We start from the raw sequence: 22,875 nt of genomic DNA, 5'->3' as shown, positions 1-22,875 counted from the left end.
GGCGGGGCGGGGGAAGCCCGAAGGAAGGGTCAGGCGCCGGGCGCCGGGTCGGCGGGTTTCGGCGTCCCGCCGTCCTCCGCACCGGCCGGAGCCGGGGCTTCGGACGGAGCGGCGGCGGCCGCGGCCGCGGCCGCGATCCGCTCGTCCGCCGCGGCGCGGATCCCGCGCCACGCGGACTCCGCCGCCTGCTGTTCCGCTTCCTTCTTGCTGCGACCGGTGCCGGTGCCGTACGAGACACCACCGACGCGGGCGGCAGCGGTGAAGGTCTTCTCGTGGTCCGGACCGGTCTCGGTGACCAGGTATTCCGGTACGCCAAGACCTTCGGCGGCCGTGAGCTCCTGGAGGCTGGTCTTCCAGTCCAGGCCGGCGCCGAGGTTCGAGGACTTCTCGATGAGCGGGTCGAAGAGCCGGTGGACCAGCTCCGAGGCCGCGTCGAGGCCCTGGTCGAGGTAGACCGCGCCGATCACCGCTTCAAGGGTGTCGGCGAGGATGGAGGCCTTGTCCCGGCCGCCCGTGCCCTCTTCGCCCCGGCCGAGCCGGATGAAGGAGCCGAGTTCGAGGCCGCGCCCGACCTCCGCAAGTGCGCGCGAGTTGACCACCGCGGCCCGAAGCTTGGCCAGCTGGCCTTCGGGGAGATCGGGGTGGGTCGTGTACAGCGTGTCCGTGACCACCAGGCCCAGCACGGAGTCCCCGAGGAACTCCAGGCGTTCGTTGGTGGGCAGACCGCCGTTCTCGTACGCGTACGAACGGTGGGTCAGTGCACGCACCAGAAGGGCGGACTCGAGTCGATACCCGAGCCGCCCTTCCAGAAGCGTGTGGGACGAGGCCGCGTTGTTACTGTCTGCCTGCTTCTCAGCGTTGGACAGCTCAGACATTGCGCCTCTCACCAGCCGCTCAGACCTCGAGGACCTGGCGCTTGTTGTAGGTGCCGCAGCTCGGGCACGCGATGTGCTGGAGCTTCGGCTCCTGGCAACGCTCACACGAAACCAGGGTGGGGACCGCAGCCTTCCACTGCGACCGGCGGTGGCGCGTGTTGCTGCGCGACATCTTCCGCTTCGGAACAGCCACGGCTACTTCTCCTGCTTCTCGGCGGCGCCCTGAACTCCGTCAGAGGCAGTGCCGCTCATGTTGTCCTTCTCGACGCCCTGATCGGTGACGAGTCCTTGCAGTGCCGCCCAACGGATGTCGACGGCGTCATGGTGGTGGTCCGGGTCCTCGTTCAGGCTGAGCCCGCAATCGGGGCACAGTCCGAGACAGTCCTCCCGGCACACCGGCTGCATGGGCAGTGCGAGCACCACCACATCCCGCAGCACGGGTTCGAGGTCGAACAAGCCGTCCTCAAGGTAGAGCGTGTCCTCGTCGTCCTCGGCGTCGTCGGCCGGCTCCGCCTTTGAGCGGCCCCGGTCGTCGGCGTCAGGGTACGAGAACATCTCCTGGAAGTCCGCCTTGAGCTCGCGCTCCACGGACTCCAGACACCTTACGCACTCCCCTACGGCCGACGCACGGGCGGTGCCTGTGACAAGCACCCCTTCCATGACCGACTCGAGGCGGATGCTGAGCTTCACCGGGGCGCCTTCCGGCACTCCGATGACGCCGACGAGACCGAAGTCCGCCGGTGCCGCGATCTCACGGGACAGCCGCTGCATGGCACCAGGACGCCGGCCCAGCTCGTGCGTGTCGAACACGAGGGGGTTTCGGTGGTCGAGGCGGGTGTTCAGGGCCGTTCCTGCTTTCACAGATCGCTGAAGATCAAGATTTCCGCCACTTAAGGGCAGCATGGATCGCGGTGCATACGCGCGACCGAACAGCCAGGATACCCGGCGCTTCGCCCTGAGCCCAATCCGGCCCTAGCGACCCTGCTCGTACTCGCGCAGCTGGTCCAGATTGATCATGCTCGTGTCGAAGAAGCTGGTCTCGTCGAGCGCGGCCTGCGGAGCCTGCGGCTGCTGGTAGGCCGCGTACGGGTCGGGCTGCGGGGACCCCTGGGGCTGGTGGTAGCCGGCGTACGGGTCGGGCTGCTGCATCCCGGCGTACGGGTCGGCGTAGGGCGCGCCCGCACCGTCCGAGACGGGGTACGGGTCCGCGTAGGCGTACCCGTCCTGCTGCCCGGCGTAGGCCGCGCCCGCACCCGAGTACATGTCGTACACGGGTTCCGCCTGCGCCGGGATCTGCGCGGCCACGGGCGCGGCCGGCTCGGCCAGGCCCGCCAGGAAGTCCGCGTCGCTGGCCGAGCGGGACGGCTGGCCGCCCGCGGCCTCCTGGGCGGCCATGTGCGCGCCGAGGTCGTCCGTGGGCACCCGGCCCAGCAGCTTCTGCCGGCCGCGGCCGACGGCCTCCAGGGTCTTGGAGAGCACCGCCTCGAAGGTCGCCAGCTTGGTGTCCACGTACGCGTCCGCCTGCCGGCGCTGCGTCTCGGGGTCGTGGCTGCGCTCGGGCGCCTCGGCGTCCGCGTAGCCGTGCTCGTCCAGGCCCGGACCGCGGCCGAGCAGCTTCTCCCGGCCGCGGTCCACCGAGCCGATGGTCTTGGTCAGCACGACCTCGAAGTTCGCGAGCTTGCTGTCGACGTAGTCGTCGGCCTCGGCCCGGATCTCCTCGGCCTCCCGGCGGGCCTCCTCCAGGATCCGGTCCGCCTCGGCCTGGGAGCGCCGCGCGATCTCGGTGTCGGAGATCAGCGAGCCCCGCTGGTTGTGGGCGGACTCGATGATCCGCTCCGCTTCCCGGCGGGCCTCCTCGACCATCTGCTCCCGGCCGCCGATGAGCTCCTGCGCCTGGGCGAGCGAGCCGGGGAGCGCCTGGCGGACCTCTTCGAGCTGCGCGAGCAGCTCTGCGCGGTTGATCACGCAGGAGGCCGACATGGGCATGGACCGGGCGCCGCCGACGGCCGCGACGATCTCGTCGAGCTTCTTCTGCACGTCCATGGGGGCTCGCACTCTCTCGGCCTCGGGCGGTTCCTGAGACGGACGCCACGACTGTAAGGCCACCGGGCGGGCGGCCGACACCGCCTGACGCCCTGTCAGTCGGTCAGTGGTCGCGCAGTCGCTCCAGGAGCGCGGCGTGGACGTGGGCCGGCAGCAGGTGGGCGACGTCGCCGCCCCAGGTCGCGACCTCCTTGACCAGCGAGGAGGACAGGAAGCTGTAGGTGGGGATGGTCGGGACGAACAGCGTCTCGACGCCCGACAGGCCCATGTTCATCTGGGCCATCTGGAGCTCGTAGTCGAAGTCGCTGACCGCGCGCAGGCCCTTGACGATGGCCGGGATGTCCCGCTGCTTGCAGAAGTCGACGAGCAGTCCGTGGAAGGCCTCGACCTGGATGTTGCCGTAGTCCGCCACCGCCTCGCGGATCAGCTCGATCCGCTCCTCGACGGTGAACAGGCTCTTCTTCGACTTGTTGATCATCACGGCGACGTGCACGACGTCGTAGAGCCTGGAGGCGCGTCCGATGATGTCGAGGTGTCCGTTGTGGATGGGATCGAAGGACCCGGGACAGACGGCGCGGCGCAACTGAACTCCCTCGTTCATGAGTCTTCGCTGGTGAAGGCGGCGCGACCGTACCAAAGGGTGCCCTCGCCGTACTTCCGCGACCGGAGCGGCTCGAAGCCCTCGGGCCACGGGAAGGCGCCGCTCCTCGTGCTGCGCTCCACGGTGACGAGCGCATCGTCCGTGATCCAGCCATTGGAGCGGAGTGTGAGGAGGATCTCCCGCAGTTCCGCGTGGTCCACGGCGTACGGCGGGTCCAGGAAGACGATGTCGTACGGGTCCCCGAGCGCGGCCCCCGCCACGATCTGCTCGGCCTTGCCCGCACGGAATTCGGCACCGGGCAGGCCCAGCGTCCTGATGTTGTCCCGGATCGCCTTGGCGGCCTTGGCGTCGGCCTCGACCAGCAGGGCGTGGGCCGCGCCGCGCGAGAGGGCCTCCAGGCCGACCGCCCCGGAGCCGCCGTACAGGTCGAGCACCCGGGCCCCCTCGACGCCGTGCAGCGACTCCCACGTGGAGAAGAGCCCTTCGCGCATCCGGTCCGAGGTCGGCCGGGTGCCGGTGCCTGGGGGCACGGCCAGCCGTCGCCCGCCGGCACTGCCGGCGATCACGCGGGTCATCTGGGGGTTCCTTCACTCTCCTCGGGGGACAACGAGCACCCCCATTGTCAGCCCTTCTCCAGATACTGCTCCCGCTCGGTGTCCAGCAGTGCGTCCAGGGCGGTGCGCAGTCCCGGCAGCCGCTCCAGCTCCGGATCGGCGGCGACGACCCGGCCGGCCTCCTCCCGGGCCTGGGCGATGACCTCCTCGTCCTCGATGACGGAGAGCACCCGCAGCGAGGAGCGCACCCCCGACTGGGCCTGGCCGAGCACGTCGCCCTCGCGGCGCTGCTCAAGGTCGATCCGGGAGAGTTCGAAGCCGTCCAGGGTGGCGGCGACGGCGGCCAGCCGGGCCCGGGCGGGGCTCGCCTCGTGCATCTCGCTGACCAGCAGGCACAGGCCCGGCGCGGAGCCGCGGCCGACGCGGCCGCGCAGCTGGTGGAGTTGGGAGACGCCGAAGCGGTCCGCGTCCATGATCACCATGACGGTGGAGTTGGGGACGTTCACCCCGACCTCGATCACGGTGGTGGCGACCAGCACCTTGACCTCGCCGGCCGCGAACCGGCGCATGACGTCGTCCTTGTCCGCGGGGTCCATCCGGCCGTGCAGCACCTCCACCGACAGCCCGGCGAGGGGGCCGCGGGTGAGCTGCTCCGCGATCTCCAGCACGGCGAGCGGCGGCCGCCTCTCTGCCTCGTCCTCGGCGGAGCCCTTCTTCTTCGGCTCCTCCTCGTCCCCGATCCGCGGGCAGACCACGTACGCCTGGTGGCCCTTCTCCACCTCCTCGCGGACCCGCTCCCAGGCCCGGGCGAGGAAGTGCGGCTTGTCCTTGGCGGGCACCACGTGCGTGGCGATCGGGGAGCGTCCGGCGGGCAGCTGGTCGAGGACGGAGGTCTCCAGGTCGCCGAAGACGGTCATCGCCACGGTGCGCGGGATCGGGGTCGCCGTCATCACCAGCAGGTGCGGCGGCTGCTTCCCCTTGGACCGCAGCGCGTCGCGCTGCTCGACGCCGAAGCGGTGCTGCTCGTCGACGACGACCAGCCCGAGGTCGTGGAACTGCACCTTGTCCTCGATCAGCGCGTGCGTCCCGATCACGATCCCGGCCTCACCGGTGACCAGGTCGAGCAGCGCCTGGCGCCGCGCGGGCATCCCCATCGACCCGGTGAGCAGCACGACCTTGGTGCCCTGGTCGGAACCGCCGAGCATGCCCCCCTCGGCGAGCTCGCCCATCATCTCGGTGATGGACCGGTGGTGCTGCTGCGCGAGCACCTCGGTGGGCGCGAGCATCGCGGCCTGCCCCCCGGAGTCCACGACGGCGAGCATGGCCCGCAGCGCGACCATCGTGTTGTGCGTCACGGTGAAGTTGTCCGTGACGTAGGCCCGGCTGGGGTGCGTGACGCTGATGCACTGGACCGGCTTCCGGCCGACGTACTCGACGTCCCGGATGCCGCGCCGGAAGTTGTTGTACTTCGTCCGGGGCCTCATCCGGCCCGCTTTGCGCGACAACCGGAAGGGCCCGAAGGCTTCGGGCAACGTGAAGGCCACCTCGTACGCGTTCTTCTTCGTGCGGATCCGGGCGCGTCCTCCCAGGGACCTGGCGAGCCACGCAACGTCCTCGGCGAGCTGCTTCGACGCCGAGCAGAACGAGATCCCGAGCCCGGTCGTCCCGATCGTGCCATCGGTGTCCATGAGCCCTTGGAGGAGGGCGAGACGGTCTTTGACCGGGGCATTGCGGTAGCCCTCGGGAACGAACTTGTCGTGCGAGGTCAGCCCCCACAGCCCCAGGGCGCGCAGTGCCTGGATCACGGGATTTCGCCGTGTGCCGTCCTTCGGCCCGCTCATGCCGATGGTGAAGTCACACGTGGAGCCCGGCACCGGCCTCAGTTCACAGTCGGGTGCTACCGCCGCGCCGACCGCTGCGAGAATCTCGTCGTCGGTGGTGGAAAGCCGCAGATTGTGGCGGAACGAGCCGTCTCCGATGAGCACTCCCAGCAGGTACGGGTCGAGTGGCCGGGAGCCGCCTCCCTCCAGGTCCACGGGCTCAGCCACGGGCAGGTACCACTTCGACGATCCGTTGGCCTTCAGCAGGTCATTTCGGATCTCGCTGGTCGTGAGGACCTTGGGCTGCTCTCCGCGGTCCCAGGCGCAGCTCGTCGCCACGATCCACAGGTGCTCGTCGTCGCACTCGACGGTGCTCCCGTCGGAGAGCACCAGGCGCCACACGTCTCGGACACCCTGCGGGTAGACACCGTCGATCGTCGCGATCTCGCCCGTCGGGACGACGATCTCGTCGCCCACCGCCATCCCACCCATGGTCCGGAAGCCCGCGGGGGTCAACACCAGCGCGTCGAGCGGCTGGGCCTTGCCCGAGCCGACCTCGCCCTGGAGGAGGCGGTGCATGGGGTGGCTGGTGGACAGGTCGTCGAAGATCTCCTTGGAGACCGTCTGCTGGCCTTCGGTGAGGGTGAACGGGAGCTTGGCGTCGAAGGAGTCGAGCAGTCCGCCGGGGGTGGGGCGGCGGGGGACGGCCGGGAGCTGGGAGTCGGCGTGGCGGCGGCGGGCCAGGGCGACTTGGAGGACGAAGGCCTCGTCCCACTTCAGGCGCTGGCGGGCGTCCTCGATGTCGGCCTTGGTGGCCGGCCGGTGGATCTTGAGGAGGGCCTCGGTGAGCGGGACCAGTCCGCGGCCGTCGCGCAGGGCCGCGGGGAGGGGGTCCACCACCTCCTGAGCCCTCGGCAGCACCGCGTCCACGCACTTGGCGATCTTCCAGGACTCCAGCTTCGCGCAGGCCGGGTAGATCGGGATGAGCTGGTGCGCGAACGCGGCTGCCGCGTCCTGGTCGGAGGCGTCCGCGCTCAGCAGCTCGTAGGCGGGGTGGGAGAGCTGGAGCTTGCGGTTGAACATGCCGACCTTGCCCGCGAACATCGCGCGGGTGCCGGGCAGCAGGTCCTTGTGCGGCTTGTGGACCCCGGCGCCGAAGAAGACCAGCTGCAGGCGCCCGTTGCCGTCGGTGATGGTGACTTCGAGGCGCTTTCCGCCGCCGCGGCTGCCCTGGTAGGTCAGCAGCCGGGCGTCGGCGACCTGCGCGACGACGGTGACGTGCTCGTCGATCTGGTCGGCGAGGTCCGTCAGCGAGGTCAGCTCCCCGCGCTCGGCGTACCGGCGGGGGTAGTGGTGGAGCAGGTCCAGGGCCGTGTGCAGGCCGAGCTGCTCGGCCAGCACCTTGGCGGTGGCGGGGCCGAGCGTCTTCTTGAGGTCTTCGTCGAGCGCGGGCACGTGTTCATTGCACACCATCGCGCTGACAAGCCCGCTATTCCACCCCGATGAGCAGCGGCGCCGAGTAGCGGCCGCCCCGGTAGGTGACGGTGTCCACGGCCAGGTGCCCCTGCTGTACGTAGGCCTCCAGGCGCTCGGCGAGGGCGTCCGGCACCTCCGGTCCCAGGACCAGCGTGACGAGTTCCCCGCCGGAGCCGAGCATCCGGTCCAGGACCGCCTCGGCGGTCTCGGGCAGGCCCGCGCCGATGACGGCGACGTCCCCGTCGATGAGGCCGAGCACGTCCCCGGCCTGGCAGATGCCGGCCGAGGTGAAGGACTGCCGTTCGGCGACGGCCAGTTCCCCGTAGCGGGTGGCGCCGGCGGCCGCGGTCATGGCGACCACGTCCTCGTCGAAGCTGCCCGCGGCGTCGTGCACGGCGAGGGCGGCCAGGCTCTGCACGGCGGACCGGGTGGGGATCACGGCGACCCGTACGCCCTCCGCCCGGGCCCGTTCGGCCGCCGCGGCCGCCGCCGCCCGCAACTCGGCGCTCCCCGGCAGCAGGACCACCTCGCGGGCGTGCGCGCGCCGCACGGCGTCGACGAGCCCGTCGATGTCCGGGACCTCCCCGGCGCGGGCGAGCACGGTGGTCGCGCCGGCCTCCTCGCAGAGCCCGGCCAGGCCTTCGCCGGGGACCACGGCGACCACGGCCCGCTGGGCCCGCTCGCCGCGCGCCCGGCGGCGTTCGTCGCCGAAGTGCGTGATCCGTATCCGGTAGGGGCGGCCGGCCACGACACCGGCCTCCACGGCCGCGCCGGGGTCGTCGACGTGGACGTGGACGTTCCACAGGCCCTCGCCGCCGACCACGACCAGCGAGTCGCCGAGCCCGTCGAGCCGCGTGCGCAGCTCCTCCACCGCCGCGTCGGGCGCCTCCAGGAGGTAGACCACCTCGTACGCGGGCCCGACCTCCTGCGCGCAGGGCTCGGACGTCTGCGCTACGGGCACGGCCCGGCCGCGTACCGCCTCCGGGGCCGGCTCCTGCCCGGACAGCGCCTGCCAGAGGGCTCCGAGTACGGCGACCAGCCCGCAGCCCCCCGCGTCGACCACCCCGGCCCGGCCCAGCACGGCCAGCTGCCCGGGGGTCTCGGCGAGGGCGGCGCGGGCCCCCTCGTAGGCGGCCCCGGCCACGTCGGTGACGGTCCCCGCGGCGGACCCGGCTGCCTCCGCGGCCCGCGCCGCCGCGGCGGCGACGGTGAGCATGGTGCCCTCGACCGGGTGCGCGACGGCCTGGTACGCCTCCTCCGCGGCCCGGGTCAGCGCCTGCGCCAGCAGCCGGCCGGGGCTGTCGTCGCGGCGGGCCCCGGGCTCTGCGCCCAGTACGTCGGCCACGCCGCGCAGCAGCTGCGCGAGGATGGTCCCGGAGTTGCCGCGGGCGCCTATGAGCGCGCCGTGCGCGTAGGCCCGTACGGCCTGGGCCAGGGAGGTGCGCGGCGTGTCCTGCGTCACCTGCGCGAGGGCGCGGTCGGCCGATTCGGCGGTGAGGTAGAGGTTGGTGCCGGTGTCGGCGTCGGCGACCGGGTAGACGTTGATCGCGTCGATGTCCTCGCGGGCCCGGCCCAGTGCGGCCAGGGCCAGCGAGCTCCAGGTGCGCACCGCTTCGGCGTCGAGCTCGTCGGCGGGCTGCGGCTGCGGCTCGTGCGGCACCGGGCGTTCCTCCTTGTGCGGGCCAGGGTTCACCGCAGGGTAACGAAGGACTGCCGGGGAGGCGGGATCGCGGGGCGGGGTCGGCGGCAGCCGTGGTAGTTTTCTTGGACGGGAGCAGTCGTTGTATGCTGCTCCGGTTGCCCGATGAGAGTCGGGCCATTCTTCCGGCAAACCACTTCAGACCTCTGATCCGGTGCGCCGGATTTCACTGTAATTGCATCTGAAGTTTTGGAGTGACCTGTGGCTGCCAACTGCGACGTTTGCGCCAAGGGGCCGAGCTTCGGCAACAACATCTCCCACTCGCACCGCCGCACCTCGCGTCGCTGGAACCCGAACATCCAGCGCGTCCGTGCCGTGGTCAATGGGACGCCGAAGCGCCTCAACGCCTGCACCTCGTGCATCAAGGCCGGCAAGGTCTCGCGCTGACGCCTCCCGTCGTAGCGCAGCCCTTCCGGTTGCCACAAAAGGCCGGTTCACCTCTGGTGAACCGGCCTTTTGTCTTGCCCTGAAACCGTCAGCGCCACTGCCAGCCGTGGTCCACCGGGCCGATGCCCCCGCCGAGCGGGAAGCCGGCGGCGATGGCGCCCGTGACGTACTCCTTGGCCTGCGCGACGGCCTCCGGGACGGCCAGGCCCTTGGCGAGGCCGGCCGCGATGGCGCTGGCGAGGGTGCAGCCGGTGCCGTGGGTGTGCCGGTTGGGGTGCCGGGGGGCGCGCAGCCAGTGTTCCTCGGTGCCGTCGGTGAGCAGGTCCGCGGCCTCGTCCCCGTGGGCCGCCAGGTGTCCGCCCTTGATGAGCGCCCAGCGCGGCCCGTACCCGAGGATCGCGTCGGCGGCCCGCCTCATGTCGTCCTCGCGCTCCACGACCACGCCGGTGAGCTGCGCCACCTCGTCCAGGTTCGGGGTGGCCACGGTGGCCCGCGGCAGCAGCTCCTGTCGTACGGCGTCCAGCGCGGAGGCGGCGAGCAGTGCGTCCCCGTGCTTGGAGAGGCCCACGGGGTCCACGACGGCCGGGGCCGGGGTGGTGGCCAGCAGTTCGGCCACGGTCTCCACAAGCACCCTGGAGGACAGCATCCCGGTCTTCACGGCCTGGACGCCGATGTCGTCCACGACGGCCCTGAACTGGCCCCTGACGGCCTCGGCGGGCAGTTCCCAGGCGCCCCGCACCCCGAGCGAGTTCTGGGCCGTCACGGCGGTCACCACGCTCATGCCGTGGACGCCGAGCGCGAGCATGGTCTTGAGGTCGGCCTGGATGCCCGCGCCGCCGCCGGAGTCGGATCCGGCGACGGTCAGGCACAGCGGCGGGGTCGCACTCACGACTGGTGGTCCTCGGGGGCCGGGTCGCCTCCGAAGTGGTCCCAGCCGCCGGTGCTGGTCCACGGGGCGCCGTCCACGGTCACCTGGGGCAGCGCGGAGCGGTTGAGCACCTCCCCGATGACCTTCCAGCGGGCGGGCAGCTTCACGTCGGGCGGGAAGGTGGCCACGATCGCGTGGTCCTCTCCCCCGGTGAGCACCCACTGCAGCGGGTCCACGCCGACGGCCTGGCCGATGTCGTGCATCTGGGTCGGGATGTCGACGGCCGAGGTGTGCAGGTCGATGCGCACCTTGCTGGCCTCGGCGATGTGCCCGAGGTCGGCGATCAGGCCGTCGCTGACGTCGGTCATGGCGGTGGCACCGAGTCCGGCGGCCGCGGGGCCCGCGTGGTACGGCGGCTCGGGGCGCCGGTGGGCCTCGACGAAGGCCCGCGGGGAGCGGAAGCCGCGCGAGAGCACGGCGAAGCCCGCGGCGGACCAGCCGAGCCAGCCGGTGACGGCGACGACGTCGCCGGGCTGCGCGCCGGAGCGGAGCACCGGCTCGTGGTTGCGCAGGTCGCCCAGGGCGGTGATGGCGACGGTGATGGCGTCCCCGCGGACCACGTCCCCGCCGACCACGGCGGCGCCGGCGACCTGGCACTCGTCGCGGATCCCGTCCATCAGCTCGGTGGGCCAGGTGACCGGCAGCTCGGCCGGGACGACGAGGCCGAGGAGCAGCGCGGTCGGCACCGCGCCCATGGCGGCGATGTCGGCCAGGTTCTGCGCGGCGGCCTTGCGGCCGACGTCGTAGGCCGTGGACCAGTCGCGCCGGAAGTGCCTGCCTTCGAGCAGGATGTCGGTGCTCGCCACGACCCTGCGGTCGGGGGCCGACACCACCGCGGCGTCGTCGCCCGGTCCGAGCCGGACCGCCGGGGTGGTGGTGAGCCGTGAGGTGAGCTCCCTGATGAGCCCGAACTCCCCCAGTTCGCCCACAGTGCCCTTCATCGCTGTGCCCCTTCTTGCCCAGTCCGCTTGCGGTCGCGAGCCGCCACGGCTCTGGGTACCGTCAACAGATACGTCAACTTCTGCTCTCCGTACGCCCCGCTGAACGCGGCGCCGGGCCGAAGGGTCTCCCCTTGGCGCTCGGCGACGCGGTACCGTGGCGTCCCTTCTTCCCCCGGCCCTTGTGATCGTGTGGGGCCCACCCGAAGGTTAGGGGAAATGATCCTCGTGGCCGCCCTGGAGGTTCCGTGGTACAGGCGTACATCCTTATCCAGACCGAGGTGGGCAAGGCGTCGTTCGTCGCCGAGTCCATCGGCCAGATCCCGGGGGTGATCCAGGCAGAGGACGTGACGGGTCCGTACGACGTGATCGTGCGCGCCCAGGCCGACACCGTGGACGAGCTCGGCCGCATGGTCGTCGCCAAGGTCCAGCAGGTGGAGGGGATCACCCGCACCCTGACCTGCCCGGTGGTCCATCTGTAGCCCCCGTCTACTGTTGGCCGGTGATGTCCCTCCACCGCCGGTCCGTCCGTGTCCGCATGTCGTCGGCCTTGTCGACCTTGGCCGCCGTGCCCGCCGTGATGGCCCTCGTGGCCCTCGCGGCGTGCTCCCCGGGTGGTTCCGAGGCCCGGGTGGAACCGCCTCCCACGCCGCCGGCCGAGGTCGCGGGGCTCTGTGCGGCGCTGCACGGGGAGCTCCCGGAGACGGTGGCCGGGCTGGCGCGGACCAGGACCGAACCGGAGTCCGCTCTGACCGCCGCGTGGGGCGGCTCGGCGATCGTACTGCGGTGCGGTATCCCCAAGCCCCCCGCGATGGCGGATCCCCGGCAGGAGGGCGTCCACGTGAACGGGGTCGCCTGGCTGCTGGAGAAGCTGGACAACGGGGATTTCCGGTTCACCACCGGGCTGCGGCTGGCGTACACGGAGGTCCTGGTCGACAAGGAGCATGCCACGGACGCGGGGATGCTCGTCGGACTGTCCACGGCCGTGGCCAAGACGGTGCCCGAGGGCATCTCCACGTATTGAGACAGCGCCGCTTGAGACAGCGCCGCCTGAGACAGCGCCGCCTGAGACACACCGCCGCCCGCCGGCCTTGCGGGCGGCGGGCGGTCGGCTGTACCGGGGCCTCGTGCGGCTAGCGCAGTCCGGTGGAGCGGCGCAGGGCCGCCTGGAGCAGCCGGTCCACCAGCTCCTGGTAGCCGATGCCCGACTCCTGCCACATCAGCGGGTACATCGAGATCGGGGTGAAGCCCGGCATCGTGTTGATCTCGTTGATGACGAACTCGCCGTCCTCGGTGAGGAAGAAGTCGGCGCGGACCAGACCCTCGCAGGAAGCGGCCTCGAAGGCCTCGACCGCGAGCCGCTGCACCTCGGCGGTCTGCGCCTCGGTGAGCGGGGCGGGCACGATCCCGGTGGCGGAGTCGATGTACTTCGCCTCGAAGTCGTAGAAGTCGTGGCTGGAGACCGGCGGGATCTCGGCGGGCGCGCTCGCACGCGGTCCGTCCTCGAACTCCAGGACGCCGCACTCGATCTCGCGGCCGCGCAGCAGCGCCTCCACGATGATCTTCGGGTCGTGGCGGCGGGCCTCGCGGATCGCCGCGTCGAGGCCGGAGGCGTCGTCGACCTTGGTGATGCCGATGGAGGAGCCGGCCCGGGCGGGCTTGATGAACAGCGGCCAGCCGTGCTCGGCGGCGAAGTCCATGATCCGGGCCTTGGCGGCGCCCTGGTCGGCTTCCCACTCGCGGGGGCGGATGGTCACGTACGGGCCGACCTTCAGCCCGAACGAGGTGAACACCCGCTTCATGTAGTCCTTGTCCTGGCCGACGGCCGAGGCGAGGACGCCCGAGCCGACGTACGGGATCCCGGAGAGCTCCAGGAGGCCCTGGAGGGTGCCGTCCTCGCCGTACGGGCCGTGCAGCACGGGGAAGACGACGTCGACCTCGCCCAGGGCCTTGGGAACGGCACCCGGCTCGGTGTAGACGACCTGGCGGTTGGCGGGGTCGACCGAGAGCACGACGGAGCCGTCCTCGGAGTCCGCGAGCTCCTCGACGCTCGGGAGCTGCCGGTCGGCGATGGCCATCCGCGCGGGCTCGTCGGCGGTCAGCGCCCACCGGCCGTCCGTGGTGATGCCGATGGGCAGCACCTCGTACTTGGACCGGTCGATGGAGCGCAGCACGGCGCCGGCCGTGACGACCGAGATGGCGTGTTCCGAGCTGCGGCCGCCGAACACGACGGCCACGCGGGGCTTGCGGCCCTGCTGCTCAGGGGTCTGGGGGAGGTTCTCGCTGCTCATATCGCCACGAGGGTACCCGCTCAAGCGTCCGGAAAGGTGTCAGCGACGTTCCGGTTTGGCGCTGCGGCCCATCAGCTCCTTGAGGGCGACCAGGGTAGGCTTGCCGTGGTGGACGATGTCGACGACGGTGTCGGTGATCGGCATGTCCACCCCGTGGCGACGGGCCAGATCGGCCACGGACTGGCAGGACTTGACGCCCTCGGCGGTCTGCTTGGTGACCGCGATGGTCTCCTCCAGGGTCATCCCGCGGCCCAGGTTGGTGCCGAAGGTGTGGTTCCGGGAGAGCGGCGAGGAGCAGGTCGCGACCAGGTCGCCGAGGCCCGCGAGGCCGGAGAAGGTGAGCGGGTCGGCGCCCATCGCGATGCCCAGGCGGGTCGCTTCGGCGAGGCCGCGGGTGATGAGGGAGCCCTTGGTGTTGTCGCCGAGGCCCATGCCGTCCGCGATGCCGACGGCGAGGCCGATGACGTTCTTGACGGCGCCGCCGAGCTCGCAGCCGATGACGTCGGTGCTCGTGTACGGGCGGAAGTACGGGGTGTGGCAGGCGGCCTGGAGGCGCTGGGCCACGGCCTCGTCCACGCAGGCGACGACGGAGGCGGCGGGCTGCCGGGCGGCGATCTCGCGGGCCAGGTTGGGGCCGGTGACCACGGCGATGCGCTCGGCGGGGACCTTGGCCACCTCTTCGATGACCTCGCTCATCCGCTTGGCGGTGCCGAGTTCGATGCCCTTCATGAGGGAGACGAGCACGGTCTCGGGGGCGAGCAGGGGCGCCCATGCGGCGAGGTTGCCGCGCAGGGTCTGGGACGGGATGGCAAGGACGGTGAAGTCGGCGCCCGCCGCGGCCTCGGCCGGGTCGGTGGTGGCCCGGATGCCCGCGGGGAGTTCGACGTCGGGGAAGTAGTCCGGGTTGGTCCGGCCGGTGTTGATGGCGTCGACCAGCTCCTGGCGGCGGCCCCACAGGACCACCTCGCAGCCGGCGTCGGCGAGCACGATGGCGAAGGCCGTGCCCCAGGAGCCCGTTCCGAAGACGGCTGCCTTCATGGGACGTGTCACTTCTTGCCCTCCCCCGCGGCCTTGCGCCGCTGTTCCGCCCTTGCCTTGCGATGGTCGTACGGCTGCTCGGGGGCGCTTTCGCCCCGCAGCTCCTCCAGCAGCGCGGTGATGGCCGCCATGATGACCTCGGTGGCCTCCTTGAGCACGTCCGGGGTGGGTTCCCGGTCGTAGAAGGCGGAGAGGTCCACCGGCGGTCCCGCGAGCACCTGGAGGGTCTTGCGCGGGAAGAGGCTGACCTTGTTCTCCTCGGCGTAGGGCGGCATCGCGAGGTTCGCGCCCCACTGCGCCACCGGAATGACGGGCGCCTTGGTGATCAGCGCGACACGGGCGGCGCCGGTCTTGCCGGCCATCGGCCACATGTCGGGGTCACGGGTGAGCGTGCCCTCCGGGTAGAAGGCCACGCATTCGCCGCGCTCGATGGCATCCACGGCGGCCCGGAATGCGTCCAGGGCGTTGGTGGACTCCCGATAGACCGGGATCTGCCCGCTGCCGCGCAGGATCGCGCCGACAATGGGGACCTTGAACAGGGCGGCCTTCGCCAGCAATCGGGGCACCCGGCCGGTGTTGTACTGGAAGTGCGCGTAGGAGAGCGGGTCCAGATACGAGTTGTGATTGACGGCGGTGATAAATCCGCCGTCGGCCGGAATGTGCTCGATTCCCCGCCAGTCCCGCTTGAAGAGCACTACCAGCGGCGGTTTTGCGATGACCGCCGCCAGGCGGTACCAGAAGCCGATTCTGCGGCGGGACACTCGGACACCTTCCTCTAGGACCGGTGCGCGGCTCGGGCACCTCGTCGGCCGGACAAGTGTGGACCCCGGCCCGGTCTCTGTCGAGAACACCGTACGCCCCGCTCACGGCACACGGCCCCGGGGTCGTCCGGGCGGAGGTGACAATGGTGGCCGAGCGCGCCTGAGGGAAACCCGAGGGAAGGGGGCGGCCACGAACGCCGTGTGGAGTCTGGTGGTCCCGCTGAAGCCTCTGGCGGTGGCCAAGAGCCGTCTCGCCGAGTCCGTGGGCGGGTCCCGTCCCGGTCTCGCCCTGGCCTTCGCCCAGGACACCGTCGCGGGGGCGCTGGCCTGCGCGGCGGTCGCGGATGTGGTGGTCGTCACGGACGACGCGGCGGCCGGTGCGGAACTGGCCAGGCTGGGTGCGCGAATCGTTCCGGACACCCCGGGGGCCGGGCTCAACGCGGCGCTGGCCCATGGGGCGCGGGCGATACGCGCGCGGCGGCCCGGGGCGGCGGTGGCCGCGATGAACGCCGATCTGCCGGCGCTGCGGCCCCCCGAATTGCTACGCGTGCTCGATACGGCCGCCGCATTTCCCCGGGCATTTCTGGCGGATGCCGCCGGAATCGGGACGACCTTGCTTTCGGCTGCTCCGGCTGTGGAATTGGCACCCTCGTTCGGAGGGCCGTCGCGGGCGAGGCATTCGGCCTCGGGGGCGGTGGAAATCGCGCTGGAGGGCGTCGACAGCGTCCGCCGGGACGTGGACACGGCGGCGGATCTGCGGACGGCCCTCGCCCTTGGCGTGGGGCGTCACACGGCCCGATACAGTTCCGGTATGCAGGCGACCGCGTACACGTACGACTCCGAGACCCGCAGCGGCAGTGTGCTGCTGGACGACGGCACCCCGGTGCCCTTCGAGGCCGCGGCCTTCGACGCGGGGGGCCTGCTGATGCTGCGGCCCGGGCAGCGGGTCCGGATCGAGACGGACGGCGAGGGCGCGGGGCTGCGGATCACCCTGGTCACGCTGCAGACGTTCTGACCTTCCGCCCCTCACCCGCCGTCCCTCATTGCCCCTTTGCCCCTTTGCCCCTCTGACCTGCGCAGAACGCGCCGCGGGCCGACTTCCCGCAGGTGGGAAACCGGCCCGGCGTGTGTGACTCGTGCCCCCGCTGCTACTTCTTGCGGGCGGTGGTCTTCTTCGCGGTGGCCTTGCGCGTCGCCGTCTTCTTGGCGGGCGCGGTCGTCTTCGCGGTGGCCTTCTTGGCCGCCGGAGCGGTCTTCTTGGCGGCGGCGGTGGTCTTCTTCGCCGCGGTCGCGGCCTTCTTGACGGTGGCGGCCTTCTTCGCCGGGGTGGCCTTCTTCGCCACGGCGGTCTTGGCGGCCGTCTTCTTGGCGGTGGCGGTGGTCTTCTTGGCCACCGTCTTCTTTGCGACCGCGGTCTTTGCCGCGGCCTTCTTGGCGGTGGTGGCCTTCTTCGCGACGGCCTTCTTGACCGTCGCGGCGGCGCCGCCGGTGAGGCTGCCCTTGGGCGCCTTCTTCACCGAGACCTCGCCGCCCTTGGGGAGCTTCTTCGTGCCGCTGACCAGGTCCTTGAAGCCCTGGCCGGCGCGGAAGCGGGGCACCGAGGTCTTCTTGACCCGGACGCGCTCCCCCGTCTGGGGGTTGCGGGCGTAACGGGCCGGCCGGTCGACTTTCTCGAACGAGCCGAAGCCCGTGACCGAGACCCGGTCGCCCGCGACGGTAGCGCGGACGATCGCGTCCAGTACCGCGTCGACAGCGTCCGCGGCCTGCTGACGGCCGCCCAGCTTGTCGGCAATCGCTTCTACGAGCTGCGCCTTGTTCACGTCTTCCCCTTCGGAGACTTCGCCAGAACGAATGTGTTCAAGCTTATTTCGCACGTTAGGCGGATATATACCGCAAATCAAACACGAAACGGGCTAATCACCCTAGTGCCGCAACGCCGGAGGCGCTTACGGAGTTCCTTCGCATCAGTCGCCTTCAGGGAATCGACCCTCGTCGAGGTCCTTCATCAACCTGTCCAGGCGCCTTGCCGCATCGGCGAGATCGTGCTTCGCCGCGGCCGTGACGACCAACAGCTTCCGGGACAGCGCCATCCTTACGCCCTCCGGGACTTGCAGTGAGCGCACCCTTGTGTGTGCTTCTTTCAATCGGTCGGCGACGAGTTCGTAGAGCTCAAGTTGACTGTCGCGTTCCATGCACAGATTGTGCCATCTGGGGCGAGTTGTCGCCTCACGGGGCCTCAACACACAGCTGTGCCCCCCACCATCCGGTGGGGGGCACAGTGTTGTCGATGTGATCACCCGAGGGTGAATAAGCGCTGATCAGGCAGGAATCAGGCCTGAATCGTGCGCGGCTTGAAGGTGGGACGCGCACTTTCGTACGTGGCGATGTCCGCTTCGTTCTGAAGGGTGAGCGAGATGTCGTCCAGCCCTTCCAGCAGCCTCCAGCGGGCGTTGTCGTCGAGCTCGAACTCGGCGACGACGCCTTCCGCGCGGACCTGTCGGGCGACGAGGTCGACGGTGATCTCGGCGGTCGGGTCGGCCTCGGTCAGCTCCCACAGCCGGTCGACGGTCTCCTGCGGGAGGACGACCGTGAGCAGGCCGTTCTTCAGCGAGTTCCCGCGGAAGATGTCGGCGAAGCGGGAGGAGATGACCGTCTTGAACCCGAAGTTCTGCAGGGCCCAGACAGCGTGCTCGCGCGAGGAACCGGTACCGAAGTCGGGGCCGGCGACCAGGACGGTCGCGCCCTGGCGCTCCGGGCGGTTGGTGACGAACTCCGGGTCCTTGCGCCAGGCCTCGAACAGCCCGTCCTCGAACCCGTCGCGGGTGATCTTCTTCAGCCAGTGGGCCGGGATGATCTGGTCGGTGTCGACGTTGCTGCGGCGCAGCGGGACGGCCCGGCCGGTGTGGGTGGTGAAGGCTTCCATGATTCTCAGACTCCGGCGGTCGCGTCGGCGGCGGACAGGTCGGCGGGCGAGGCCAGGTGGCCCAGCACCGCGGTGGCCGCGGCCACCTGCGGGGAGACCAGGTGGGTGCGTCCGCCCTTGCCCTGCCGGCCCTCGAAGTTGCGGTTGGAGGTGGACGCGGAGCGCTCACCGGGCGCCAGTTGGTCGGGGTTCATGCCCAGACACATCGAGCAGCCCGCGTGCCGCCATTCGGCGCCGGCCTCCTTGAAGACCTTGTCCAGGCCCTCTTCCACGGCCTGCAGGGCGACCCGGACCGAGCCCGGGACGACCAGCATCCGCACACCGTCGGCGACTTTGCGGCCCTCGATGATCCCGGCGACGGCGCGCAGGTCCTCGATGCGGCCATTGGTGCAGGAGCCTACGAAGACGGTGTCGACCTTGATGTCGCGCAGCGGCTGCCCGGCGGTCAACCCCATGTACTCCAGGGCCTTTTCGGCGGCCAGACGCTCCGAAGCGTCCTCGTACGAAGCCGGGTCGGGGACGTTGGCCGACAGCGGCGCGCCCTGGCCCGGGTTGGTGCCCCAGGTGACGAACGGGGACAGCGCGGCGCCGTCGATGACGACCTCCGCGTCGAAGACCGCGTCCTCGTCGGTGCGCAGGGTCTTCCAGTACTCGACCGCGGCGTCCCAGTCCTCGCCCGCGGGGGCGTGGTCGCGGCCCTGGAGGTAGTCGAAGGTGGTCTGGTCCGGGGCGATCATGCCCGCCCGGGCGCCGGCCTCGATCGACATGTTGCAGATGGTCATGCGGGCTTCCATCGACAGCTTCTCGATGGCCTCGCCGCGGTACTCCAAGATGTAGCCCTGGCCGCCGCCGGTGCCGATCTTGGCGATGATCGCCAGGATCAGGTCCTTGGCGGTGACACCCTCGGCCAGCGCGCCGGTGACGGTGATCGCCATCGTCTTCGGGCGGGCCAGCGGCAGCGTCTGGGTGGCCAGCACGTGCTCGACCTGGCTGGTGCCGATGCCGAAGGCCAGCGCACCGAAGGCGCCGTGGGTGGAGGTGTGCGAGTCACCGCAGACCACGGTGGTACCCGGCTGGGTCAGACCCAGCTGCGGCCCCACCACGTGCACGACACCCTGCTCGACATCACCCAGCGAGTGCAGCCGGACGCCAAACTCGGCGCAGTTCCTGCGCAGCGTCTCCAGCTGGGCCCGGGAGACCGGGTCCGCGATCGGCTTGTCGATGTCGAGCGTGGGGGTGTTGTGGTCCTCGGTCGCGATGGTGAGGTCGAGGCGTCGGACCTTGCGGCCGGCCTGGCGCAGACCCTCGAAGGCCTGCGGGCTGGTCACCTCGTGCAGCAGGTGCAGATCAATGAAGAGGAGGTCGGGCTCGCCTTCGGCGCGCCGGACGACATGGTCGTCCCAGACCTTCTCCGCGAGTGTCCTACCCATCGCTTTCCCTCCGGCCGGCCGGTTGTGCCGGCGCTTCATAGAGATCTGTTGCGCCTGATCGCCCGTACCCCACGTCTCGGACGACGGCTCGGACCCAGTGGTTCGTGGACCCGCACATACAGACTCGCTTGTTCTTGGAAAAATTGAACTTGCGTTTCACAGTGTGAGACGCGAATATCGTTTCATGGACAACTCTAGCGGCGTCGGCGTTCTCGACAAGGCAGCTCTGGTATTGAGCGCACTGGAGTCCGGTCCGGCCACCCTCGCCGGGCTGGTCGCGGCGACAGGGCTCGCACGACCCACGGCACACCGGCTGGCCGTGGCACTGGAACACCACCGGATGGTGGCGAGGGACATGCAGGGCCGGTTCATCCTCGGTCCGCGGCTGGCGGAGCTCGCCGCCGCGGCCGGCGAGGACCGCCTGCTGGCCACGGCGGGACCGGTACTGACCCACCTGCGCGACGTGACGGGCGAGAGCGCGCAGCTCTACCGCCGTCAGGGAGACATGCGCATCTGCGTGGCGGCCGCCGAGCGGCTGTCGGGCCTGCGGGACACCGTCCCGGTGGGCTCCACGCTCCCGATGAAGGCCGGCTCGGCCGCGCAGATCCTGATGGCCTGGGAGGAGCCCGAGCGGCTCCACCGCGGCCTGCAGGGCGCGCGCTTCACGGCGACGGCGCTCTCGGGCGTACGGCGCCGCGGCTGGGCGCAGTCGATCGGCGAGCGGGAGCCCGGCGTGGCCTCCGTGTCGGCGCCCGTGCGCGGGCCGTCGAACCGCGTGGTGGCCTCCGTGTCGGTCTCCGGGCCGATCGAGCGCCTGACCCGCCACCCGGGCCGGATGCACGCCCAGGCCGTCATCGACGCGGCCGCCCGCCTCACGGAGGCCCTGCGCCGCTCCGGCTGACCCTGCACCACCTTCCCCCGTCCACTTCCGGGCCCGGGGGCGCGTACGACGCCGCACACGTCCGAACACGCGCCTCCGGGCCCGCACTTGTGAGGTGTGCGCGGACAAAGCGAAGAGGCCCTCCGCGATGAACGCGGAGGGCCTCTCCTGTGCGTACCCCCGACCGGATTCGAACCGGCGCTACCGCCTTGAGAGGGCGGCGTGCTAGGCCGCTACACAACGGGGGCTTGCAGGTACTGCGCTGGGCTACCAGGACTCGAACCTAGAACAAAGGAACCAGAAACCTTCGTGTTGCCAATTACACCATAGCCCAAGGGTGGTCTAGACCAGACCACAGTACCCCCGACCGGATTCGAACCGGCGCTACCGCCTTGAGAGGGCGGCGTGCTAGGCCGCTACACAACGGGGGCCCTAGCGATCCTGCATCAAAACATCCGGGTGCGACCCTGGAGATCTCGCGGGAAGGATCTGTACCCCCGACCGGATTCGAACCGGCGCTACCGCCTTGAGAGGGCGGCGTGCTAGGCCGCTACACAACGGGGGCAAAGCACTGCGTTACTGCTGCACTGCGCTGGGGTACCAGGACTCGAACCTAGAATAAGGGAACCAGAAACCCTCGTGTTGCCAATTACACTATACCCCACTGAAAGTCAAGCCCTTGGGGGGATTTTCTTTCGAGTGGCGCCCCCGTCCGGCCTTTCGGCCCGCTCCGGCGGCGCAGAAAGAACATTACCGGATGCCTGACCGTGCTCCAAAACGGGTATCTGCCGCCAGCAGCTCCGGGAGCTGGTCGAGGCCCTCGATCCGGTGTGCGCCCTCGGGTCCCGGCCCCCGGCCGCCGGTCCTGTCGAGCCAGAAGGCCCGCAGGCCGGCATCACGGGCCCCGCGGGCGTCGATCTCGGGCTGGTCCCCCACGTACGCCACCTCGCCCGGCGGCAGCCCGAGCGCCTCGCACGCCGCGAGGAAGGCGCCCGCCTCGGGCTTGCTCACCCCGAGCTCGACGGCGCAGACCAGCACTTCGAAGCGGTCGCGCAGGCCGAGGTCGCGGAGCTTGGGGTCCTGGTTGACGAGGGAGGAGTTGGAGAGCACCCCGTGCCGGTAGTCCGCCGCGAGGGTGTCGAGTACGGGCACCACGTCCGGGAAGACCTTCCAGCCGGCCTTGTAGTGCTCGACGTACTGGTCGAACCAGGCATCGGCCTCGTCATCGGTCATCCCGGGCTCCTCCAGGAACTCCCGCACCCGGTCCCGGCGCTGCCCCTGGAAGGTGCCCTCACCGGCCGCGAACCGCTCCCAGTACCGGTCGGTGATCCGCCGCCACAGCGCGAGCGCCTCCACGGGGGTCCCGTACCGCTCCGCGATCCCCTCGGCCGCCAGCTGCCGCGCGAGCCCGGCGGCGTCGGCCCCGGTGTAGTCGAACAGGGTGTCGTCGATGTCCCACAGCACGGCGCGGATCGGCATGGTGCCGAGCCTACGCCCGGCGCGCGTCCTCGGTGGGCACGACGAAGAAGTCCGTCAGGAAACAGGTGATCTCCCCCGCGGCGTCCCGGCCGACCCAGGTCGGGTAGGCCCCGTCGCCCCAGCCGGACGTGAAGGCGGCGAGGTTGTGCCCGTCCCGTCCCTCGGCGAGGAACATCATGGGGCCGTCCCCGGCGGCCTCCATGGCCGCCCAGACCGGCCCTTCCTCCTCCTCGGTGCCGGGGAACGCCCCGTCCGCGGAGGGGTCGTAGAAGCAGCCGGTGCCCGCGTCCACTCCGTAGCCGTAGAACTCGTCCTCGCCGAGCTCCGCCGGGTCCTGCCCCTCCTGGAGTGCGATCTCCCAGGTCACCGCGGGGACGTCACGGATCACGAGGCGGGCCGCGGCGACCCGGGTGTGCGGGCGCGCCGCCGCGGGCTCCCCCGGACGCGCCAGCGTGGCGATCGCGGCCTCCACCCGGTAACGGCCCGGGGGCACCTGCGCGGTGAAGGGCTCGACGTCGCCCGACCCCAGGTAGACGAACGGGTCGCAGGCCACGACCCGGCCGGTGGGCAGCGACAGCTCGCCCACCCCGACCGTCGCCATGGTCCCCGTCACGCCGCTCTCGTACGAGAAGGTGTGACCGGGGGTGAAGTGCAGGGAGTAGTCGGGGGCGGTCATGGGCACGGCTGCGGCCTTCCTGGTGGGGCGGAGATCAACTGTGCGCACCATAGGGCCCGGCTCCGACAACGCCACA

Annotated in this window: 23 protein-coding genes, 5 tRNA genes and 1 pseudogene; 5 read left to right on the top strand and 24 right to left on the bottom strand. The window is 70.9% G+C overall.

The window, feature by feature from the left end:
- Positions 1-29: 29 nt before the first annotated feature.
- From rnc to AB0O21_RS05000, 8 genes are all read right to left on the bottom strand, one after another.
- Complete coding sequence (gene rnc, locus AB0O21_RS05035; RefSeq protein ID WP_365166275.1) at positions 30-875, bottom strand: ribonuclease III; 846 nt, start codon at positions 873-875, stop codon at positions 30-32.
- Positions 876-894: 19 nt separating this feature from the next.
- Complete coding sequence (gene rpmF / locus AB0O21_RS05030; protein WP_003965982.1) at positions 895-1,068, bottom strand: 50S ribosomal protein L32; 174 nt, start codon at positions 1,066-1,068, stop codon at positions 895-897.
- Positions 1,069-1,070: 2 nt separating this feature from the next.
- On the bottom strand, positions 1,071-1,778 hold the full coding sequence (locus AB0O21_RS05025; RefSeq protein ID WP_365166273.1) for a DUF177 domain-containing protein: 708 nt from the start codon (positions 1,776-1,778) through the stop codon (positions 1,071-1,073).
- 69 nt (positions 1,779-1,847) lie between these two features.
- Entirely contained in the window at positions 1,848-2,918 is a 1,071-nt protein-coding gene (locus tag AB0O21_RS05020; protein ID WP_365166271.1) for a cell division initiation protein, read from the bottom strand.
- Between the two features lie 103 nt (positions 2,919-3,021).
- Positions 3,022-3,501, bottom strand: a complete 480-nt coding sequence (coaD, locus tag AB0O21_RS05015) for a pantetheine-phosphate adenylyltransferase (protein ID WP_365166413.1) — start codon at positions 3,499-3,501, stop codon at positions 3,022-3,024.
- A gap of 14 nt (positions 3,502-3,515) precedes the next feature.
- Positions 3,516-4,094, bottom strand: coding sequence for a 16S rRNA (guanine(966)-N(2))-methyltransferase RsmD (gene rsmD, locus AB0O21_RS05010; RefSeq protein WP_365166269.1), 579 nt, complete (start codon positions 4,092-4,094; stop codon positions 3,516-3,518).
- 47 nt (positions 4,095-4,141) lie between these two features.
- Entirely contained in the window at positions 4,142-7,366 is a 3,225-nt protein-coding gene (locus tag AB0O21_RS05005) for a helicase-related protein (protein WP_365166267.1), read from the bottom strand.
- 16 nt (positions 7,367-7,382) lie between these two features.
- Positions 7,383-9,029: a DAK2 domain-containing protein gene (locus AB0O21_RS05000; protein ID WP_365166265.1), complete on the bottom strand. Its 1,647-nt coding sequence runs from the start codon at positions 9,027-9,029 to the stop codon at positions 7,383-7,385.
- A gap of 240 nt (positions 9,030-9,269) precedes the next feature.
- Between AB0O21_RS05000 and rpmB the strand changes: the two genes are divergently transcribed.
- A complete protein-coding gene (gene rpmB / locus AB0O21_RS04995; RefSeq protein WP_007266795.1) occupies positions 9,270-9,455 on the top strand; it encodes a 50S ribosomal protein L28 in 186 nt (61 codons plus the stop codon).
- An 88-nt stretch (positions 9,456-9,543) separates the two neighbouring features.
- Here the strand turns inward: rpmB and thiD are convergent, their stop codons facing one another.
- A complete protein-coding gene (thiD, locus tag AB0O21_RS04990) occupies positions 9,544-10,344 on the bottom strand; it encodes a bifunctional hydroxymethylpyrimidine kinase/phosphomethylpyrimidine kinase (RefSeq protein ID WP_365166263.1) in 801 nt (266 codons plus the stop codon).
- The gene (locus AB0O21_RS04985; protein WP_365166261.1) at positions 10,341-11,324 is read right to left on the bottom strand and encodes a thiamine-phosphate kinase; all 984 of its coding nucleotides are present in this window, start codon (positions 11,322-11,324) and stop codon (positions 10,341-10,343) included. Before AB0O21_RS04985 ends, thiD begins: the two co-directional genes overlap by 4 nt.
- A gap of 245 nt (positions 11,325-11,569) precedes the next feature.
- On the opposite strand from AB0O21_RS04985, the gene AB0O21_RS04980 reads away from it, so the two are divergent.
- Both AB0O21_RS04980 and AB0O21_RS04975 read left to right on the top strand, forming a co-directional pair.
- The gene (locus AB0O21_RS04980) at positions 11,570-11,803 is read left to right on the top strand and encodes an Lrp/AsnC ligand binding domain-containing protein (protein ID WP_030028650.1); all 234 of its coding nucleotides are present in this window, start codon (positions 11,570-11,572) and stop codon (positions 11,801-11,803) included.
- Between the two features lie 56 nt (positions 11,804-11,859).
- Positions 11,860-12,345 (top strand): DUF3515 family protein, encoded by a 486-nt coding sequence (locus tag AB0O21_RS04975; protein ID WP_365166259.1) that lies wholly within the window; start codon positions 11,860-11,862, stop codon positions 12,343-12,345.
- Between the two features lie 109 nt (positions 12,346-12,454).
- On the opposite strand, the gene AB0O21_RS04970 is transcribed toward AB0O21_RS04975, so the two are convergent.
- From AB0O21_RS04970 to AB0O21_RS04960, 3 genes are read right to left on the bottom strand one after another with little or no spacing between them, the layout of a single operon-like run.
- The gene (locus AB0O21_RS04970; RefSeq protein ID WP_365166257.1) at positions 12,455-13,612 is read right to left on the bottom strand and encodes a D-alanine--D-alanine ligase family protein; all 1,158 of its coding nucleotides are present in this window, start codon (positions 13,610-13,612) and stop codon (positions 12,455-12,457) included.
- 39 nt (positions 13,613-13,651) lie between these two features.
- The gene (locus AB0O21_RS04965) at positions 13,652-14,662 is read right to left on the bottom strand and encodes an NAD(P)H-dependent glycerol-3-phosphate dehydrogenase (RefSeq protein WP_365166254.1); all 1,011 of its coding nucleotides are present in this window, start codon (positions 14,660-14,662) and stop codon (positions 13,652-13,654) included.
- On the bottom strand, positions 14,659-15,411 hold the full coding sequence (locus tag AB0O21_RS04960) for a lysophospholipid acyltransferase family protein (protein ID WP_365166252.1): 753 nt from the start codon (positions 15,409-15,411) through the stop codon (positions 14,659-14,661). Before AB0O21_RS04960 ends, AB0O21_RS04965 begins: the two co-directional genes overlap by 4 nt.
- A 160-nt stretch (positions 15,412-15,571) precedes the next feature.
- Here AB0O21_RS04960 and cofC point away from each other — a divergent pair.
- Positions 15,572-16,219, top strand: a pseudogene (gene cofC / locus AB0O21_RS04955) (2-phospho-L-lactate guanylyltransferase); the annotation flags it as partial.
- Positions 16,220-16,559: 340 nt separating this feature from the next.
- Here cofC and AB0O21_RS04950 read toward each other — a convergent pair.
- The 4 genes from AB0O21_RS04950 to leuC form a co-directional block, all read right to left on the bottom strand.
- Positions 16,560-17,231, bottom strand: a complete 672-nt coding sequence (locus AB0O21_RS04950) for an HU family DNA-binding protein (RefSeq protein WP_365166249.1) — start codon at positions 17,229-17,231, stop codon at positions 16,560-16,562.
- A 144-nt stretch (positions 17,232-17,375) separates the two neighbouring features.
- Positions 17,376-17,603, bottom strand: a complete 228-nt coding sequence (locus tag AB0O21_RS04945) for a hypothetical protein (RefSeq protein ID WP_030009267.1) — start codon at positions 17,601-17,603, stop codon at positions 17,376-17,378.
- A gap of 137 nt (positions 17,604-17,740) precedes the next feature.
- The gene (leuD, locus tag AB0O21_RS04940; RefSeq protein WP_365166247.1) at positions 17,741-18,334 is read right to left on the bottom strand and encodes a 3-isopropylmalate dehydratase small subunit; all 594 of its coding nucleotides are present in this window, start codon (positions 18,332-18,334) and stop codon (positions 17,741-17,743) included.
- A gap of 5 nt (positions 18,335-18,339) precedes the next feature.
- On the bottom strand, positions 18,340-19,764 hold the full coding sequence (gene leuC, locus AB0O21_RS04935; RefSeq protein WP_365166245.1) for a 3-isopropylmalate dehydratase large subunit: 1,425 nt from the start codon (positions 19,762-19,764) through the stop codon (positions 18,340-18,342).
- A 184-nt stretch (positions 19,765-19,948) separates the two neighbouring features.
- On the opposite strand from leuC, the gene ndgR reads away from it, so the two are divergent.
- Positions 19,949-20,665, top strand: a complete 717-nt coding sequence (gene ndgR, locus AB0O21_RS04930; RefSeq protein WP_007266782.1) for an IclR family transcriptional regulator NdgR — start codon at positions 19,949-19,951, stop codon at positions 20,663-20,665.
- Between the two features lie 154 nt (positions 20,666-20,819).
- On the opposite strand, the gene AB0O21_RS04925 is transcribed toward ndgR, so the two are convergent.
- The 7 genes from AB0O21_RS04925 to AB0O21_RS04895 all read right to left on the bottom strand — a co-directional run bounded on the left by AB0O21_RS04925 (position 20,820) and on the right by AB0O21_RS04895 (position 22,805).
- Positions 20,820-20,892 (bottom strand) — tRNA-Glu (locus tag AB0O21_RS04925).
- A gap of 14 nt (positions 20,893-20,906) precedes the next feature.
- Positions 20,907-20,978, bottom strand: a tRNA-Gln gene (locus AB0O21_RS04920).
- Between the two features lie 24 nt (positions 20,979-21,002).
- Positions 21,003-21,075 (bottom strand) — tRNA-Glu (locus tag AB0O21_RS04915).
- Positions 21,076-21,136: 61 nt separating this feature from the next.
- Positions 21,137-21,209, bottom strand: a tRNA-Glu gene (locus tag AB0O21_RS04910).
- Positions 21,210-21,236: 27 nt separating this feature from the next.
- Positions 21,237-21,308, bottom strand: a tRNA-Gln gene (locus AB0O21_RS04905).
- A gap of 86 nt (positions 21,309-21,394) precedes the next feature.
- On the bottom strand, positions 21,395-22,123 hold the full coding sequence (locus AB0O21_RS04900) for an HAD family hydrolase (RefSeq protein WP_365166242.1): 729 nt from the start codon (positions 22,121-22,123) through the stop codon (positions 21,395-21,397).
- A gap of 10 nt (positions 22,124-22,133) precedes the next feature.
- Positions 22,134-22,805, bottom strand: a complete 672-nt coding sequence (locus AB0O21_RS04895) for a DUF4241 domain-containing protein (RefSeq protein WP_365166240.1) — start codon at positions 22,803-22,805, stop codon at positions 22,134-22,136.
- Positions 22,806-22,875 lie beyond the last annotated feature (70 nt).

This window comes from Streptomyces sp. NPDC091371, from assembly GCF_040684275.1.
Classification (GTDB): Bacteria; Actinomycetota; Actinomycetes; order Streptomycetales; family Streptomycetaceae; genus Streptomyces.
Note: the sequence above shows the minus strand (reverse complement) of the source record. Positions and strands in the feature narration are given on the sequence as shown.

What these genes read in the sequence shown, in the direction of transcription:
- ndgR (WP_007266782.1), top strand. Translation starts at nt 19,949, where the DNA reads ATGGACAACTCTAGCGGCGTCGGCGTTCTCGACAAGGCAGCTCTGGTA.
- AB0O21_RS05020 (WP_365166271.1), bottom strand. Translation starts at nt 2,918, where the DNA reads ATGGACGTGCAGAAGAAGCTCGACGAGATCGTCGCGGCCGTCGGCGGC.
- AB0O21_RS04985 (WP_365166261.1), bottom strand. Translation starts at nt 11,324, where the DNA reads ATGAAGGGCACTGTGGGCGAACTGGGGGAGTTCGGGCTCATCAGGGAG.
- AB0O21_RS05025 (WP_365166273.1), bottom strand. Translation starts at nt 1,778, where the DNA reads ATGCTGCCCTTAAGTGGCGGAAATCTTGATCTTCAGCGATCTGTGAAA.
- AB0O21_RS04900 (WP_365166242.1), bottom strand. Translation starts at nt 22,123, where the DNA reads ATGCCGATCCGCGCCGTGCTGTGGGACATCGACGACACCCTGTTCGAC.
- rsmD (WP_365166269.1), bottom strand. Translation starts at nt 4,094, where the DNA reads ATGACCCGCGTGATCGCCGGCAGTGCCGGCGGGCGACGGCTGGCCGTG.
- AB0O21_RS04975 (WP_365166259.1), top strand. Translation starts at nt 11,860, where the DNA reads ATGTCGTCGGCCTTGTCGACCTTGGCCGCCGTGCCCGCCGTGATGGCC.
- leuC (WP_365166245.1), bottom strand. Translation starts at nt 19,764, where the DNA reads ATGGGTAGGACACTCGCGGAGAAGGTCTGGGACGACCATGTCGTCCGG.
- AB0O21_RS05005 (WP_365166267.1), bottom strand. Translation starts at nt 7,366, where the DNA reads ATGGTGTGCAATGAACACGTGCCCGCGCTCGACGAAGACCTCAAGAAG.
- AB0O21_RS04945 (WP_030009267.1), bottom strand. Translation starts at nt 17,603, where the DNA reads ATGGAACGCGACAGTCAACTTGAGCTCTACGAACTCGTCGCCGACCGA.
- rnc (WP_365166275.1), bottom strand. Translation starts at nt 875, where the DNA reads ATGTCTGAGCTGTCCAACGCTGAGAAGCAGGCAGACAGTAACAACGCG.
- leuD (WP_365166247.1), bottom strand. Translation starts at nt 18,334, where the DNA reads ATGGAAGCCTTCACCACCCACACCGGCCGGGCCGTCCCGCTGCGCCGC.
- AB0O21_RS04970 (WP_365166257.1), bottom strand. Translation starts at nt 13,612, where the DNA reads ATGAGCAGCGAGAACCTCCCCCAGACCCCTGAGCAGCAGGGCCGCAAG.